The organism is Bacillus sp. IBL03825, assembly GCF_024712505.1.
In the GTDB taxonomy this organism is placed as follows: Bacteria; Bacillota; Bacilli; order Bacillales; family Bacillaceae_G; genus Bacillus_A; species Bacillus_A wiedmannii.
Map to the genome: position 1 here is coordinate 86894 of NZ_JAMXKE010000003.1, position 14750 is coordinate 101643.

Consider the following 14750-nt stretch of genomic DNA (forward strand, 5'->3'; position numbering starts at 1 on the left):
GAAGAAGGGCTTAGTCTGTCTTTAACAAAGCATAAAGGTTACTTAGGATTAAATCGCTTGTGTTGATTGCGTAATAAAATTTCTTGCTGAATTTGAATATGGTTTAACTTTTTTTTACCACCATCAGTTTTGATATACACTTCATTTTTAGCTGTTGCAAATAAATCATTACCAGTAAGCGTATCAACAATTATCTCTACAACATAAGTATCTTCTATGTGTTTTAAACTAGAGTCATAAACTTCTTTTAAATCTATTTTATAAGAACTAGGTGGAATTGGTGGTTGAATTTGATCAAGACGTTCCACAATACTTCTCCTCAACTCATCGCGGTCTTTAGGAACCAATTTTGTACCAACCACTTTTCTCTCTTCATCCGTTATTCCCCAGATGATTCTCCCAGGGAATTGTTTTTTACGTTCATTTAAATACGCAACAACATATTGATCAACAACACTTAAGATAGATCTTATAGGATGATTGCCTTTAACCTCTTTAAACTCCATATATCGATATTCTTCTGCATCTAATGTTGCCCCTTTAATATATCTTACAATTACAGGACCTTCATCATCCAACTTATCCTCTACAGATTTTTTACTAGGTATGAACAAAGAACTGCTATTGTATCGAGTATCATAAGAAATTGATGAGTATAATCCCCTCCTGTTTTCAGGGAGTTTTGCAACTAAATAACTATTAGCTATTTCTATTGATGATTGGGCAAAAAGTATTATTTGTGTGCTTTTTGAATAAGCAGATAGTATTGAAAAAATTACCTTTGAGGCATCACTACTTAATGCCATAAATGCACCATCAATTACAATGGGTGTATTAAGCTTATTTTTAGCATGAATGCAAACTACCTTAATTAATTTTAAAATCTGTTCTAGACCCTGTGAAATATGTATAAAGTTTTTATCTCTTTCTTTTAAGTATTTAATGAGGTAAGTATTAACAATATCATTCCACATTTTTAATGCTTCAGTATCGTCCATTATAAGATGAGTAATTAACTCAATATCATTAACATCTATAGATAGATTTACCTTTGTTTCTTCAGGACTTAAAAACAAAGGCGCAAAAGCATGATAGTAAGAAATATTCTCTTGATGTTCCATAGGATTTTTATTATTAAAGGAGCCAAGACTATTAAATTTATACAAGAAATCGTCTTGAATATAATTTAATTCGTTTGTTTGCGTAACATTTCTATGTGTAGTTGTAATAGAAATAGTAGCATTGGGGAAATCTGGACTTCTATGTTTTTGCACTACTTTTTCACCTAATAACGGTATTAATAAAGCACCAAATAATTGCGTTTTTCCATGTCCATTTGAGCCTTGGATAATATTTAAGCAGTTTGGTTTAAAATTAACTTTAAAGTTTTCAAGTGGCCCATAATTAATTACTTGTACAGAATTTATATGCATAGTATCCCCCATTTTTTATTCCTAACATTTTAATAGCATTATATAAATTGAAATTTTATAAATAAAAAATATCTCAATCATTTATTTTCTCATGAACTTTATGGAATATCATTATAAAAATTCATGTGCAAATAAAACTTCAAAGAAGACATTTATTAAAATTCATAAAAAAATACTTAACTAAACAAAGATAAATATTGCCCCCCCTATACAAAGTAGGAATTTTACGAAATAATATTAATTGATGAGTCTCCTATAAATATTATATACAAATATACACTATTTATAGAAGAGAATATACAAGAAAGGAGCACTACATTGCTACGTATACAAAGAGGGTACATGTACGATCCAGATGATAATGAGGTAATTGTTAACGAAATTTTCTACAACGCTGCATCCGAACAAAAGCTAGGAAGTAAAATGGGAGTGTTTGCTGCAGACAAACTACCTACTTCCATTTTAAAAAAAGTCCAAGAAAACGCAAGTATGTCTTACATGGAAAGTATGGAAGTAGAAGAAGAAACCATTCAAGAAATACTTTGTTATTTAGACCAAAATCAAAAGCCAGAAAAACTTTATTTTGAAATGCAGTACATGAAGTAACACCAAGAACTGAAAATAAGAAGGGATTTATAGCAGGGGAAACAGGGGCACTATTATTCAATACATATAACAGCTGCATAGAAAATTCCTTCTTATATTCGTTCAATTAAAAACAATTGAATATCATATAAAAATAGATTAATATAAACGTATATTTATTGTTTAATTGATTCCGTTTATTCCCACACCTTTTTGTGTTGTGGTTGAGTTGTAGAAGCAAGTTGCGTCTTGTTTCATTTATGAAAGGGCTTCTTTGAGCCGATTATTGGATATAGCTTATTTTGCTATACACATTTTTAATCGACTTAAAGAAGCCCTTTTTGTGTTGTCTTTAAGTTAGGAAATACTTGTATTAGACCATTTAGGCTAAACAAATAATATGAGTGATTAAAGCACAATTTTTAAGGTGCTTTTTTCTATATCGAAGGGGGAAGTACAAATGAAATTTTATGAGGTTAGTTATGGACCAAAACTTGCTATAAAAATTATTGCAGCCAACAGTTCTTATGAAGCAGTAGGGTTTTATTTAATGGAAGCGCAAAGTGATTATGGTGAAGTCGAGTACGTTAATGTTCAACGATTAGGTTTGCGTGATCGAGTAAAGGTAGACTATGGATATATAGCAATCTATGAAACCGTAGAAGAAATTTACCATCGCCAAAAAATTGTAGATTTCCCATGCGTTATTGCAAATTTACTACCATGAATTCAATAAAGTAGGTGTATATTATGGATATTGAAAAAGAATTAAAAGAGATTTTATATTGCAAACAACTTATGAGGGATATGTTCTCTTTATCAATTGAGGGAATTAAATATTTAGGTAAAGGGACAGTGTATATGTATTTTGCAGTAGTTTCAGAGCATAAACCGAATGTTTTCTACCGTATAGATAAAGATCTTGATACATTCAGGTTTGAAAAAAGCTCATGGATCTACGTCATCACACTGTAAAACATCGAATCTAGAGAATGTCGTATATTAGAAGAGAAAAGAAATTATAACCAAACCCAGGAATTTATCATATCCTACTTTTGTTAAAAATTTTTGAACTCTCAGTTTTTAAGAACAATTTATAAAAGGGACATAGTACAGTAGAGAAAGAATGGAATGGAATGCAACTAAAGTAAAATATGAGATTTATATATATGTAAGGAACTTGTTGCAATACTAAAAGCACAAGGAATTAGAAAACGTAAATCTGAGAAGAGGAAACAACAGCAAGTTAAAACATGGACAAATGTAGACACATCTGGTGAAATATAGAAATTAAACAATATAAGCCAAAAGAGTTTTCAGAGATGATTAAAGTGTCTGTTAAGACATTACAAAGATGGGACAATCAAGGTGTTTTAATTGCTTACCGAAACCCCAAGGGAAGAGGATACTATACCGAAGAACAGTATAGAGAATATATGGGTATTCAAGAAGAAAATAAAGTAGGTAAAACAGGTATTTACACAAGAGTATCAAAACAAGGACAAAAAGATGATTTAGAGAATCAGATTGAGTTTTTAAAAACATTTGCAAATGCACGAGGGATGATAGTAGATGAAGTTATCAAAGATATTGGTAGCGGATTAAACTACAAAAGAAACAAGTGGAATAAATTGCTTGATGACTGTATGGAGAGACATGTTTCAACCATCATCATCACACACAAAGATAGGTTTGTTCGTTTTGGTTACGCCCATCTTATGAAGAACTTGTTCAAGATTTGATATCTATCATTCATGTATTTAGTTGTAGAATATATGGATTGAGGAAATACAAAAAGAAAATGTCGGAGGATGAAGAGCTATGAAAAAAGCATACCTAATAGAGATTAAACCGACAAATGAACAAATAACCAAGATAAATCAAACTATTGGAGTATGCAGGTATGTTTACAATCTATATATCTCTAAAAACAAAGAGATATATGAATCCGAGGGAAAATTTCTTAGTGGTTATGACTTTTCTAAATGGCTAAACAACATCCATACAAAAGAGTGCGACCAGTGGATTAAAGAAGTGTCGAGTAAATCTGTAAAACAAGCCATTATGAATGGAGATAAAGCTTTTAAGAAGTTTTTTAATGGTTTGTCTAAGTTTCCACGCTACAAGAAAAAGAAAAATGAAGATGTAAAATGTTATTTCCCTAAGAACAATAAAACAGATTGGGCAGTTGAAAGACATAGAGTAAAAATCCCTACGATTGGATGGATGAGATTAAAAGAGTATGGATATATCCCAAAAGATTCGGTTGTAAAAAGCGGAACTATATCTAAACAAGCAGGAAGATATTTTGTATCTGTGCTTTGTGAAGTAGAGGAGTTAACAGCAAAATCAATACTTAATAAAACAGGTTTAGGCATTGATTTAGGAGTAAAGGATTTTGCTATTCGCAGTGACGGTATAGTTCATAGAAATATCAATAAAACATTAAATGTAAGAACAATAGAAAGAAGATTGAAACGTGAGCAACGCTCTTTATCACGTAAATTTGAAAATCTAAAAAAGAGAGGTGGAAAATCTGTTACTAACAAAAGAGCAAATATAGATAAAAGCATTCTTAGAGTACAAAAGTTACATACTCGATTAGCAAATATCAGATTAGAGTATGTAAAGTCTATTGTAGATGATGTGGTAAAAACCAAACCAACATTTATTACAGTAGAAGACTTGAATGTGAGAGGTATGATGAAGAATAGACATCTATCTAAAACAATTGCACAACAGTGTTTTTATACATTTAAAATATGGCTATTGGCTAAATGCAAGGAATATGGAATTGAATTACGTCAAGTAGACAGATTCTATCCATCGTCAAAAATATGCTCATGTTGTAATCAAAAGAAATTAAATTTAAAACTATCCAACCGAGTATATAAATGTGAATGTGGAAATGTAATGGATAGAGATTTAAATGCTTCTATCAATCTTTTACAAGCAAAAGAATATACACTGCTAACTTAAATAGATTGTATATATGTACGGTGGGCTACATCGGAATTTACGCCTGTGGAGTGTTATATCAAACTGTAGTAGCAAGTTATTAGCGAGACAGGACACATAGAAGCAGGAATACTCTAAGAATATATATTTGTCTATATTTTTAGTAGCAGTACTACAATATGATTACAGTTAACCGAGGATATATGTATGATCCAGATGATAATGAGGTCTTAATTACCGAAATTTATTATGAAGCTGCTACAGATACTAAATTAGGAAGTAAAATGGATAGCTTATCTTACGCAGTTATTCCTAATGAAATTAAAGAAAAAATAGCAGCAGCTGCTTCATTATCCTATAAGGAAAGCATTGAGATGTCTCAGCAATTAGCTGTCGTATATCAAAATGAAATTAATATGTATGGAAAACCTGGAAAATTGTACTTTGAGTTAAAGAATATATAAGAGGGAAAAGACATTGGACGAATTTGTTCAATGTCTTTTTTATTAATCTGCAGAGGAGCATATATAATGAATGTTGTAACTGAAATTGAAACGAGTCTTTGGACAATTTGTGTAGGGGATGTTTTTAGCAACGGTCGTATGCCGTACCATCTAAAAGTTGTAAAAATTGAAGTGGAAGATATGACAAAACCAGACGATGCGAAGATATATAGTATACCTGTTCATCCTAAAAATCATAGAAGACGTATGAAGGTAATGGATGTATCAGAACATATTTCTTATAGAGCATGGTATTATAATGAATTTTGGAGTATATGATATACTATCGATGAAAGAGTGTTACGGTCGTTTCACTCTTTTTTACTTGCATTCAAAATAAAGATAGTATAATATACAGATATATTTATTGTTTAATTGATTCCGTTTATTCCCACACCTTTTTGTGTTGTGGTTGAGTTGTAGAAGCAAGTTGCGTCTTGTTTCATTTTTGAAAGGGCTTCTTTGAGCCGATTAGTGTATATATAGCTTATTTTGCTATGCACATTATTAATCGACTTGAAGAAGCCCTTTTTGTGTTGTCTTCAAGTTTGGAGTTATTGTATAGCCAGCACTTTAGGCAATTATTTTATTAATTAGGGGGAAACATCATGAATTTAGTCATGGAAAAATCACAAGGGAAATTACAAAATGATGCTCATTTACATGACATTATTGAAGAAATTAAAGCACTAGCTAATCCTTTATGGATCAGTTCTTTATCAATGCTGCAAGCGCACAATCAAAACTTCAATACGAAAGCTACGACATTTAAGGATATTACTGTTTCTGATTTAAGGGATTTGAAAGTAAGCTTAAGTCTCATTTATGCAGCAAGGAATATCAGTCGTGCAAGTATAGAAGAGTTGAATCAGCGCTTATCCATTCAATCCGGAAAGAATATTACTTCCTATGAGGATTGGCTGCTTCATGAAAACAGAGGAATTATATGTGAAATGATTGATGAATTTCGAAAGAAAGAGTGGATACACCCAGATTCGAAATAACAATTAATATAGGAGGATTATTATGACGAATATAATGGAAAGTTTACAAGCCGAATTTCCATTCGAACAATTAGGATGGAAAATTACACATGCATTCGAAAGCCAAGGGCGTTTTTTCGCGTATGTAGCTCCATTTGTTGACGCTCGCGCCATTCAGGACCGATTTGATGAAGTCTTTGGTATCGATAAATGGCAAGTGTCTTATGAAAAATGGGGTGAGAACGCAACGAAGTGTACCATCTCAGTGTTTTTGAATGAACGCTGGATATCAAAAGAGGATGGAAGTGAAGAGTCTGACTACAGTTCTGTAAAAGGCGGCTTTTCGAATAGTTTAAAAAGAGCCGCTGTACTTTGGGGTGTAGGAAGATATATCTACAATATAAAACCTTGTAAAGTAGAACTTACTACACGTAGTAATGGTCCAAATAGTATCTATGTTTCTTATCAAAAGAAAGGATATTATTTCACACCGCCTACTATGCTACAACTAAAGAATAAACAAGGAAGTTCACAGAAGGAACAATCAAACAGCCAAGCAAACCTAGAATTTTTAATTCAAGAAATGCAAAAGCTAGCCAAACCATTAGGAATCACATCTAAGGATATTCTGCGTGCTTATAATTATAATCATAATGCACAAGCAAAAACATTCGAGGATACAACGACTGGTGGATTAGAGGACATTATAACTCGTTTACGGTTGGTTCATGAGGCGATAGATATTAGTCATGGGAATGAGGAACAGCTTAATCGCTGGTTATCTACCTATATACCTAGCGATATCACGTCTTTTAGAGAATGGTTACTTCATAATCATGCAGAATCCATTCATCAACTTATAGAACAGTTAAAAAAACAACAAAGCGCGTAAAGCTTTGTTTTATAGCAGGGAAACGAATGAACAGGATATGAGGTCTGTTCTTTTTTTATTACATTTTTGGAGGGAAACATTATGAAATTTACTATTAACCGTACTTTATTTATTGAAAAATTAGAGAAAGCTAGTGCTACTGTAGACGTTAAAAACCCAATGCCAGCATTACAAGGTGTTTTATTAGATTGTAACCAACAGGGAATGATTCTAATGGGTTCAGACGGTACAGAAACAGTGACATTAGTAACTCGCTTTAATGTAAACAGTGGGGATTGTACTGAACCGGGGAAAGTGCTTTTTTCAGCTGCTCCGGTCCTTAAAACGATTAAGAAATTCAAGAGTGAATTCATTGGTTTAGAACATAAAAACAACGAGCTGAAAATTGTAGAAAGTATGAAGAAACAGTTTAGCTTTTGTACCATGGATCATGAAGAATATCCTGAAATCAAAATTGAAGCAGGGGAAGACTGGATTTCACTTTCGCAAGAACAATTTGTATCAATGGCCAATGGAACATTACATGCTATTCCTGCAATGGATACACGTAAGATCCTAACCGGTGTGAACTTAAAATCAGTAGATGATAAGTTCTTTAGTACAGCAACTGATGCTCACCGTTTGGCCCGTTTACATTTTGATTGTACAAAGATCACTATCGCAAAAGATGGTGAAGTCGTGTTACCAATTAAGTCTCTTAAAACAGCTCTTAAGCTCTTTAATCGTGAAACAAATTTACATTTAAAGCTCATTAGTGATACACAGCTGTTAATACGTGGCGAAAGTATTATCTATCAGTCTAGATTACTAGCTGGTACATATCCTGATACGGCACGTATGGTACCCGACCAGTTCAAAAGTGAAATACAACTATCACGTGAAGAATTTAAAAACACGTTGGAACAGCTTTCTGCCTTTTCTTCACTAATCGTGCTTACGTCAGAAGGAAAGGAAAGCATTCACCTTAAACCACAAAATTCTCAAGTAGGTACTGCAAGTGTAGAAATTCCATGTAATCAAGTAGAGGCATTTACATTTGCTTGTAATGTGGAATATCTGCTGCAAGCATTACAAACGATATCTTCTGAAACAATCGCGATAAAAATGATTAGTAATCAGAGACCTATCGTGGTAGTGGGAGCAGAGGATACAACTCACTCTAATCTGCAGTTAATTCTACCGGTTCGTGTGTAAGGGGGAAGCAAAATGAGTATGAATCACAGTGACTTCTTTGACTTATTACAGTCAAAAGAAGTCCTTCCTAATAATCAAGAACTTCGTCAATCTTTTGAATCGCTTATAAATGGATTTATTACGAACGAAATGCCTGATTTAGAAAACATACTATTAGAACATATAGATGAATTTGAAAAGCAATTTGAGCAGCTACGACATTATGTCACGTTTTATAGTGGTAATTCATTTCGGATAAGTGGCCCAGATTGTGTATTAAAGGAAATGCTACATTTACATCTTTTCACTGAACAACTAGAAGATGTAGAAAAGCAGGGGCTAGAAGATGAGATATTTATTTAATCAGGGAAATGAGATGAAAGTATACATTCGGATACTACGCATACAAAAATTAATTCGCAAATATAACATCCCAATCTTAATCAATATCAATGATTTTCACAGGGACAAGTTGCATATAACAAGTGAACTATTATTCGATTCTCTTGCGCGTTTTAACGAGCAAACACGTATATTTTGTCACTTTGCCTTCGGAACGGAAGAAGAGCTTTTAAATGGGAAGTTACATAGCTCAGAAGACATGTATTCGAATTTAGCTTCGGATATTAGTTCTATGGCTGCGGAAGGATGTTACTTCGACACAGCTGGTTACTATCTATGTATAGGATCGAAACATATAACACAATCCGATTTTCAATTCGTGTTACATGAATTTTCGTTTAACACCTATTAAAGCGAAGCGTATCCCAGTCATATTTTGATTGAATTTCTAGAGGATGGTTATGAACAGTACTCATTTGATGAATGGGTACTTTCTTATTATGAAATTATAATCCGTCTTGCGGCAATGATCCGAGAAAAGACGAAGGGGAACCAGGTATGAAATTATTATTTACATACAATCAACAGAAAGTAAGAAAGTATCTACTTTCGTTAAAAATACAAAAAAATGAACACTTACTGCATGAATTACTTGCAGATAAGAAACATCAAGAAGAAATCTATATATTAGATTGTTTAGAGAACTCAAGAGAAATAGACTTCAGCAAGATTTCAGTACGATCCATTCATCATGTAATGGCTGCTGTCTCCTATTTAGAAGAAGACTCGAATTTCTCAAATGATTTAATTGATTCGAAAACTCTACTTGAAATAATTATGATTGCGGAAAACTCTTTAGATACTGATCTTTCCTGCTTCTATACATCGCAACTGTATCTTATGGAGATATTTATGCGTATGTATAGACTAGGAATTCCCGTATCTGCATATTTCCCAACGTATTTAGAACAAGATAATTTCGAAGAATACGATTGTGAGGATTCATTTAAAAGTTGGGGTGATGACTTAATTCAAGATATGAAATTACATCACGAAGAGGTAGATAGCGACGATAAAGATGACCTAATCAAATATTCGAATTTATTTCATATATCCATGGATGAGTTAAACAACATTGTTGATAATGCATGGAGTCCAATTGGCGAGATATTTTCCAATATAAAGATAAAGGAGCAAAGTTTCTTTCGTTCAATCCAAAATCAGTTTGATATATGTATGCTTTACCAAGCTGAAGAGGAAAAACTTTACCTTTTCTATGATGATGATACATACTTTCCAGCAATCAAACGAATTGAAATGTTACTTTGTATCTTTGAAGAGATACAGATGGTTAGTAAGAGGAATGTATAGATTAAGAAACCTTTAGAGGTGATATTATAATGCGAAAATTATTTGGTTTTGAAACGCATATGTCAGTTCCGTACTATTTGCTATGGATTAAGTTAAATAAAACTTATAGCATCGTAAATTTGGAACAAATTAAACAGAGATACCAAGAGGAAATATATATATTAGAAAGTCTTTCTAAAGATATAGAGATAGATTTCAACAAAATATCTCATGAGGCAATTGGTAAAATCCTAACTTGTGTGGACTTTTTAGATGTAAACCAAACATTAAGTTGGGAGGACGTAGAATCTAAAGATACGATTGTTATCTTCTTACTTTCTATGAACCTGTTACACATAAATCTATCTTGCTTTTATCCTTGTCAATTTCATTACTTACATTACTTTAAAAGAATGCATTCGCTTTCGATTAATGTAACACAGTATTCTCCCGTGTACTTAGAACAAGAGAATATTTATGAATTAGACCATGAAGAAGGATTTGTGGAATTAGGGACGGACATGATCGAAGAAATGGGCTTAGAAGCTTTTCCTATTGAAGAGGAAGAAGAGTATGAAACGCTCTCTACACTATTCGACATACCATTAAAGGAAATACAGGAAATAGCAGAGGGAACATGGGGTGCTATCGCTGAAACAATAGACGGCATATCAACAAAACATAAAGAAGAAATTTTTAAAATACTAGATTGTTATCCAGTAAAGTATTCTTACCAAATTGATGAAGAATCACTTTATCTCTATTATGGCGATGAACCATTATACGGACCATATAAATTTGAGATGTTACTAGATTTAGTGGAAACAATTTATACACAGGGGGAACCAACACATGAAGACAGTAGCAATATTTGATGCTTTAGAGCCAAAAGGAATTGTAACCATTCAGCAATTTAACAACGAATTATCGCGTGGTGAGACTGCCGTTACTTTTAAAAACTTTTATTTAGCTTTAAAAGAAGTGATGGAGCAAGGTACACAAGATAATACTCATTACTCTAGTGGCGTACTCCCAAAAGGGTGTGTAAAACATGAGGTGTTATCTAAGAGTGGTGATAAGCAAGCTGTTTGGATTGAAGTACCAAAGGCACAGTGGGATATTCAATTTTTTGAACGACCGTTTCAACAGGTGGGCTTTCCGCGTCTGTTATTCCGTTATACGGTTTATCAAAAACGAGTTACGAATATCTCTGTCTTTGCTGTAAAAGAAGACATGGAGTTAGAAGAAGGAATGAAGTTATACCAATTTCCTTATTCTAATGTTCATGCTAATGGATCTGTATGTACGGGTAGAGTTATGATTCCTGAATTCCGGACTTTAAAAGATTTAGAAACATTTCATGTTTTATTCTTTGCAAGTTCATTCAACCATGACCTTACAAACACTCATACGGAACCAGTAGGAGAGTTATTTAAACGATTTGAAAACCAAAGTTTTGATGATTCTATTTTAATAGAATCGGAAATGACTTTTTAATACACGCCCTTTGGAGTGATTGGTTATTAGAATTTGGGGAGTATTTATTAAGAATAATAATTTTGTTGGGTTTTAGGTTATAAACCTCAGAACCAACATGCTAAGGAGGAAATACGGTGTATTTAGATTATGAAACACGATTGAGAATTGAGAGAGAAAGACAACGAATTATTGAGTTTTTAAACGAGAAGGGTATTACACAAAATTCAGATGGCAAAAGAGTCAATGATTTACCGCTTTGGCCATTAACTTTAATGGAAAATAAGTTACTGGCAGACAGTAATTAGGTAAATCCAATTTCTGAAAATAGCAGGACTATATATAAGCAAACATACTAGGAGGATTTTTTATTATGACAAACTTATTCGATTTTTTTGATATGGAAAAACAAGTAGAGGAAACAACAGTACCAGTGAAAAAAGCTGCTTCAGAGCAAGCCACTGCTAAGAAGGAAGAGAAGAAGGAAAAAGCAAAAGATAAAACAAAGAGTGGTAAGAAACCTAAGGCTTCAAAAGCTACAGATTGTCTAGATAAAATCAATACAACAACGGTAGTTCGTCACGTAGTATTTGGAGATATACCGTTAGTAGATTGGTTTACAGAAGAAGAAATTACACATGGAATTGCTGTTCAAAATGGAGATTCCACAGATGTAAGAAAAATAGAGGCAGAGGACATTCGCGTGAAATTAGAGCAACGTTATCCTTCGTTCGTTAAAGACTTAACAGTCATTAAACATCACGAAGATACAAATGCACTAATTCCGATTTTAACTGTCGGCGCAAAAGGAGCAAGTACTGTAGAGGGACAATCCATTTCAGATTGTCCTTTTTCTTTTCTAAGTACTTGGCGTGATCACTTTCTACCTGGGGATTTTATTCCGAGGACTCTATTAATGGACTTTATTATTATTGCACAGTCCATTTCTCGTAAATGTGATTGCGAATTGCATGCTGATATCTATTTCAATAAAGAGCGTGGTTATTTTATGGATTTTCCACCACAGCAGGTAGCGACTGAAATTGTAATCCCAGAAACGAATATAGGGATGCAGTCTATTGCTATGAAGGTAATGGAGATACACAGTCATCATCATTTCTCTGCTGAACCAAGTGATTTAGATGATCAAAGTGAACGGGCTCCTATTCTCTATGCAATAATCGGCAGAATAGAGGATGTTTTCCCTGAACTACGTGTACGCACTTGTATCGATGGGGAATTTCATTCTATTAACCCTAACTTTATATTTGCAGGAGAATATGCAACGAAAGGGATAAGCCAAAATTACGATTTAAGCGGGATTACACTTTTAAAATAAATAAACAAGGGGGGCGTAAAGGAGACATATTATCATGTCTCCTTCTTTATTATGACAACATTAAAAACAATTCACGTATCAATGTTTACAAAGATAAAACATTTCATGTTACTTCTTCCAAAGAGTGAACTAGTAGTAGAGGAAACACATCATGACTATGAGCTATTTCAATTTATGTGCAAGTTAGAGATGAATCACATATATGAAGCACTAGAAGGACAAGGGAATGATACCTATATTGATTTAAACGCGCATCAAGTATATGTACATACACTTATTGAGCAGGTGAATTCACTTCAATATGCTGTATCCATTGTGCAAGAGAAAGGAGTCGTTCATGCTGCATCGATACTATTGATGCATTCATTTGACTTGTATACCGTGCATAGGATTACAAATTTATCAATTCCATTTCTAAGAAATTTAGAGAATACACAATTAAAAGAAAATTAGGGGGATATAAAAATGAGTATTGTTATTGATGTTGCAGAAGGAAAGAAGATTGTACCGCATATTGTATTAGTAGGTGCTGGAGGAAACGGAGGCTTAATTTTACAACATATTGCTCAAATGATGAGTATTTTCCAATTAGATGGAGAAATTGTAGTTGCAGATCCAGACATAATTGAAACCAAGAACCTTGGAAATCAACTCTTTATTCGACCTGATGTTGGTAAATACAAAGCGGAGGTACTTGCTCGTCGATATAAAGCTGGCTATAACGTTCCTATCTCTTCCTACACGTCACAGTACATAGAAGACACAGAAACAATGCAGCAGTTGTTTGGTAATAAATACGATTTATTAAAAAAACAACATAAAGACGACTATTTGTATCTGCCAATTGTGATTGGAGCAGTAGATAATATGTTTTCTCGTGAGGTCTTTCATCAATTCTTCCATCAATCGGATAATCTTATTTACATCGATGTAGGGAATACAGCTGTAACAGTTCCTGATAATTGGAGAGAAGTAGATAAAAGACACTGGACACCTCAACAAATAACCGATTATAAAAGCAGTGGTTATAACGGTCAAGCAGTATGTGGGATTAAACTGAATGGCGAAATTATTCTCTCTCCGCTTGGCGACTTATTCCCAGACGCTTTTATGAAGAAAGAAACGGCTCCAAGTCAATTAAGTTGTTCCGAATTAGCTGCTTCAGAACCACAGCGCGTTATTACAAATAAGTTCGCTGCCATGACTGTTGCACAATTCGTAAACGAGCTCTTTGATGAAGGTACTGTATCGAATCACTACATCATTTTCCAAGCTCAAAAAGCTTTTATGAAGGCCGCACCAATTGGGGAGTAGTGGTATAGGAGGGACAATATGAGGCTGTATCAACTAGACAACACTCAATTACAACATACGTTAACACCGACAAACATGTGTAGTGGTGTTCTTCAATACTATCAATATAAGAATTATGCGGTTGTATCTGTACTTGATTTATCAAAGCATGATTCCGAAATGATCCCCTTGCTTCTGGCTTGTTTAGCAGAGGCTTTGATTCATTTAAACCCGGACTCTTTTTTAGCTAAGGATGAATCCGACTTCTTATATTGGTGTAGAAAGAACTTCAAAGGATTTCATAGTATCTCTGATGATGGATTCTTACAAGACTTCAAGCAGGTATACGAATGTTATCAAGCATTACAGAACGTTGGAAAACAAGAGAGCGATATAAAAATAAAAATAAATATGTAATAGCAG

The 14750-nt window shown here is 33.4% G+C and carries 19 protein-coding genes and 3 pseudogenes; 21 read left to right on the forward strand and 1 reads right to left on the reverse strand.

From position 1 onward, the window contains the following. Nucleotides 1-38 precede the first annotated feature (38 nt). Nucleotides 39-1433: an RNA-binding domain-containing protein gene (locus NHG49_RS29920; protein ID WP_258127075.1), complete on the reverse strand. Its 1395-nt coding sequence runs from the start codon at nucleotides 1431-1433 to the stop codon at nucleotides 39-41. A 318-nt stretch (nucleotides 1434-1751) separates the two neighbouring features. Here NHG49_RS29920 and NHG49_RS29925 point away from each other — a divergent pair, with 318 nt between their 5' ends. The 21 genes and pseudogenes from NHG49_RS29925 (at nucleotide 1752) to NHG49_RS30020 (ending at nucleotide 14744) form a co-directional block, all read left to right on the forward strand. Then, nucleotides 1752-2039, forward strand: coding sequence for a hypothetical protein (locus NHG49_RS29925; RefSeq protein WP_258127076.1), 288 nt, complete (start codon nucleotides 1752-1754; stop codon nucleotides 2037-2039). A gap of 439 nt (nucleotides 2040-2478) precedes the next feature. Further along, nucleotides 2479-2745, forward strand: a complete 267-nt coding sequence (locus tag NHG49_RS29930) for a hypothetical protein (protein WP_258127077.1) — start codon at nucleotides 2479-2481, stop codon at nucleotides 2743-2745. A gap of 23 nt (nucleotides 2746-2768) precedes the next feature. Then, nucleotides 2769-2993, forward strand: a complete 225-nt coding sequence (locus NHG49_RS29935; protein ID WP_258127078.1) for a hypothetical protein — start codon at nucleotides 2769-2771, stop codon at nucleotides 2991-2993. Between the two features lie 314 nt (nucleotides 2994-3307). Next, nucleotides 3308-3724: pseudogene (locus NHG49_RS29940) on the forward strand (IS607 family transposase); the annotation flags it as partial. 14 nt (nucleotides 3725-3738) lie between these two features. Further along, nucleotides 3739-3843, forward strand: a pseudogene (locus NHG49_RS31780) (IS607 family transposase); the annotation flags it as partial. Beyond that, nucleotides 3840-4997, forward strand: coding sequence for an RNA-guided endonuclease InsQ/TnpB family protein (locus NHG49_RS29945; RefSeq protein WP_374987937.1), 1158 nt, complete (start codon nucleotides 3840-3842; stop codon nucleotides 4995-4997). The pseudogene NHG49_RS31780 and the gene NHG49_RS29945, both read left to right, overlap by 4 nt. A gap of 158 nt (nucleotides 4998-5155) precedes the next feature. After that, complete coding sequence (locus NHG49_RS29950; RefSeq protein ID WP_258127080.1) at nucleotides 5156-5440, forward strand: hypothetical protein; 285 nt, start codon at nucleotides 5156-5158, stop codon at nucleotides 5438-5440. Nucleotides 5441-5506: 66 nt separating this feature from the next. After that, nucleotides 5507-5758 carry a hypothetical protein gene (locus NHG49_RS29955; protein WP_258127081.1) on the forward strand — a complete coding sequence of 84 codons (252 nt, stop codon included), beginning with the start codon at nucleotides 5507-5509 and terminating at the stop codon, nucleotides 5756-5758. Between the two features lie 329 nt (nucleotides 5759-6087). After that, nucleotides 6088-6483 (forward strand): hypothetical protein, encoded by a 396-nt coding sequence (locus NHG49_RS29960; RefSeq protein WP_258127082.1) that lies wholly within the window; start codon nucleotides 6088-6090, stop codon nucleotides 6481-6483. Nucleotides 6484-6505: 22 nt separating this feature from the next. Beyond that, complete coding sequence (locus NHG49_RS29965; protein WP_258127083.1) at nucleotides 6506-7354, forward strand: Rad52/Rad22 family DNA repair protein; 849 nt, start codon at nucleotides 6506-6508, stop codon at nucleotides 7352-7354. An 81-nt stretch (nucleotides 7355-7435) separates the two neighbouring features. Then, nucleotides 7436-8548 (forward strand): DNA polymerase III subunit beta, encoded by a 1113-nt coding sequence (dnaN, locus tag NHG49_RS29970; protein WP_258127084.1) that lies wholly within the window; start codon nucleotides 7436-7438, stop codon nucleotides 8546-8548. Nucleotides 8549-8560: 12 nt separating this feature from the next. Next, nucleotides 8561-8890, forward strand: a complete 330-nt coding sequence (locus NHG49_RS29975) for a hypothetical protein (protein WP_258127085.1) — start codon at nucleotides 8561-8563, stop codon at nucleotides 8888-8890. Next, nucleotides 8874-9431, forward strand: a pseudogene (locus tag NHG49_RS29980) (hypothetical protein). The gene NHG49_RS29975 and the pseudogene NHG49_RS29980 overlap by 17 nt, the downstream one beginning before the upstream one ends. Continuing rightward, nucleotides 9428-10240 carry a hypothetical protein gene (locus NHG49_RS29985; RefSeq protein WP_258127086.1) on the forward strand — a complete coding sequence of 271 codons (813 nt, stop codon included), beginning with the start codon at nucleotides 9428-9430 and terminating at the stop codon, nucleotides 10238-10240. The pseudogene NHG49_RS29980 and the gene NHG49_RS29985 overlap by 4 nt, the downstream one beginning before the upstream one ends. Nucleotides 10241-10269: 29 nt before the next feature. Then, nucleotides 10270-11094, forward strand: a complete 825-nt coding sequence (locus tag NHG49_RS29990) for a hypothetical protein (protein ID WP_258127087.1) — start codon at nucleotides 10270-10272, stop codon at nucleotides 11092-11094. Continuing rightward, nucleotides 11072-11716, forward strand: coding sequence for a prokaryotic E2 ligase family D protein (locus NHG49_RS29995; protein ID WP_258127088.1), 645 nt, complete (start codon nucleotides 11072-11074; stop codon nucleotides 11714-11716). Before NHG49_RS29990 ends, NHG49_RS29995 begins: the two co-directional genes overlap by 23 nt. 116 nt (nucleotides 11717-11832) lie before the next feature. Then, nucleotides 11833-12003, forward strand: coding sequence for a hypothetical protein (locus tag NHG49_RS30000; RefSeq protein WP_016102718.1), 171 nt, complete (start codon nucleotides 11833-11835; stop codon nucleotides 12001-12003). Between the two features lie 65 nt (nucleotides 12004-12068). Then, nucleotides 12069-13034 carry a Mov34/MPN/PAD-1 family protein gene (locus tag NHG49_RS30005; protein ID WP_258127089.1) on the forward strand — a complete coding sequence of 322 codons (966 nt, stop codon included), beginning with the start codon at nucleotides 12069-12071 and terminating at the stop codon, nucleotides 13032-13034. Nucleotides 13035-13085: 51 nt separating this feature from the next. After that, nucleotides 13086-13487 (forward strand): hypothetical protein, encoded by a 402-nt coding sequence (locus NHG49_RS30010; RefSeq protein ID WP_258127090.1) that lies wholly within the window; start codon nucleotides 13086-13088, stop codon nucleotides 13485-13487. Between the two features lie 12 nt (nucleotides 13488-13499). Next, complete coding sequence (locus NHG49_RS30015) at nucleotides 13500-14348, forward strand: ThiF family adenylyltransferase (protein ID WP_215591489.1); 849 nt, start codon at nucleotides 13500-13502, stop codon at nucleotides 14346-14348. An 18-nt stretch (nucleotides 14349-14366) separates the two neighbouring features. Further along, nucleotides 14367-14744 (forward strand): hypothetical protein, encoded by a 378-nt coding sequence (locus NHG49_RS30020; protein ID WP_258127092.1) that lies wholly within the window; start codon nucleotides 14367-14369, stop codon nucleotides 14742-14744. The last annotated feature ends 6 nt before the right edge of the window (nucleotides 14745-14750 follow it).

Bases quoted from the DNA above. Each gene is read 5' to 3' on its own strand.
- NHG49_RS29935 (WP_258127078.1), top strand. From the start codon at position 2,769: ATGGATATTGAAAAAGAATTAAAAGAGATTTTATATTGCAAACAACTT.
- NHG49_RS29990 (WP_258127087.1), top strand. From the start codon at position 10,270: ATGCGAAAATTATTTGGTTTTGAAACGCATATGTCAGTTCCGTACTAT.
- NHG49_RS29950 (WP_258127080.1), top strand. From the start codon at position 5,156: ATGATTACAGTTAACCGAGGATATATGTATGATCCAGATGATAATGAG.
- NHG49_RS29930 (WP_258127077.1), top strand. From the start codon at position 2,479: ATGAAATTTTATGAGGTTAGTTATGGACCAAAACTTGCTATAAAAATT.
- NHG49_RS30020 (WP_258127092.1), top strand. From the start codon at position 14,367: ATGAGGCTGTATCAACTAGACAACACTCAATTACAACATACGTTAACA.
- NHG49_RS29960 (WP_258127082.1), top strand. From the start codon at position 6,088: ATGAATTTAGTCATGGAAAAATCACAAGGGAAATTACAAAATGATGCT.
- NHG49_RS29945 (WP_374987937.1), top strand. From the start codon at position 3,840: ATGAAAAAAGCATACCTAATAGAGATTAAACCGACAAATGAACAAATA.
- NHG49_RS29985 (WP_258127086.1), top strand. From the start codon at position 9,428: ATGAAATTATTATTTACATACAATCAACAGAAAGTAAGAAAGTATCTA.
- NHG49_RS29975 (WP_258127085.1), top strand. From the start codon at position 8,561: ATGAGTATGAATCACAGTGACTTCTTTGACTTATTACAGTCAAAAGAA.
- dnaN (WP_258127084.1), top strand. From the start codon at position 7,436: ATGAAATTTACTATTAACCGTACTTTATTTATTGAAAAATTAGAGAAA.
- NHG49_RS30005 (WP_258127089.1), top strand. From the start codon at position 12,069: ATGACAAACTTATTCGATTTTTTTGATATGGAAAAACAAGTAGAGGAA.
- NHG49_RS30015 (WP_215591489.1), top strand. From the start codon at position 13,500: ATGAGTATTGTTATTGATGTTGCAGAAGGAAAGAAGATTGTACCGCAT.
- NHG49_RS29920 (WP_258127075.1), bottom strand. From the start codon at position 1,433: ATGCATATAAATTCTGTACAAGTAATTAATTATGGGCCACTTGAAAAC.
- NHG49_RS29965 (WP_258127083.1), top strand. From the start codon at position 6,506: ATGACGAATATAATGGAAAGTTTACAAGCCGAATTTCCATTCGAACAA.
- NHG49_RS29955 (WP_258127081.1), top strand. From the start codon at position 5,507: ATGAATGTTGTAACTGAAATTGAAACGAGTCTTTGGACAATTTGTGTA.
- NHG49_RS29995 (WP_258127088.1), top strand. From the start codon at position 11,072: ATGAAGACAGTAGCAATATTTGATGCTTTAGAGCCAAAAGGAATTGTA.
- NHG49_RS30010 (WP_258127090.1), top strand. From the start codon at position 13,086: ATGACAACATTAAAAACAATTCACGTATCAATGTTTACAAAGATAAAA.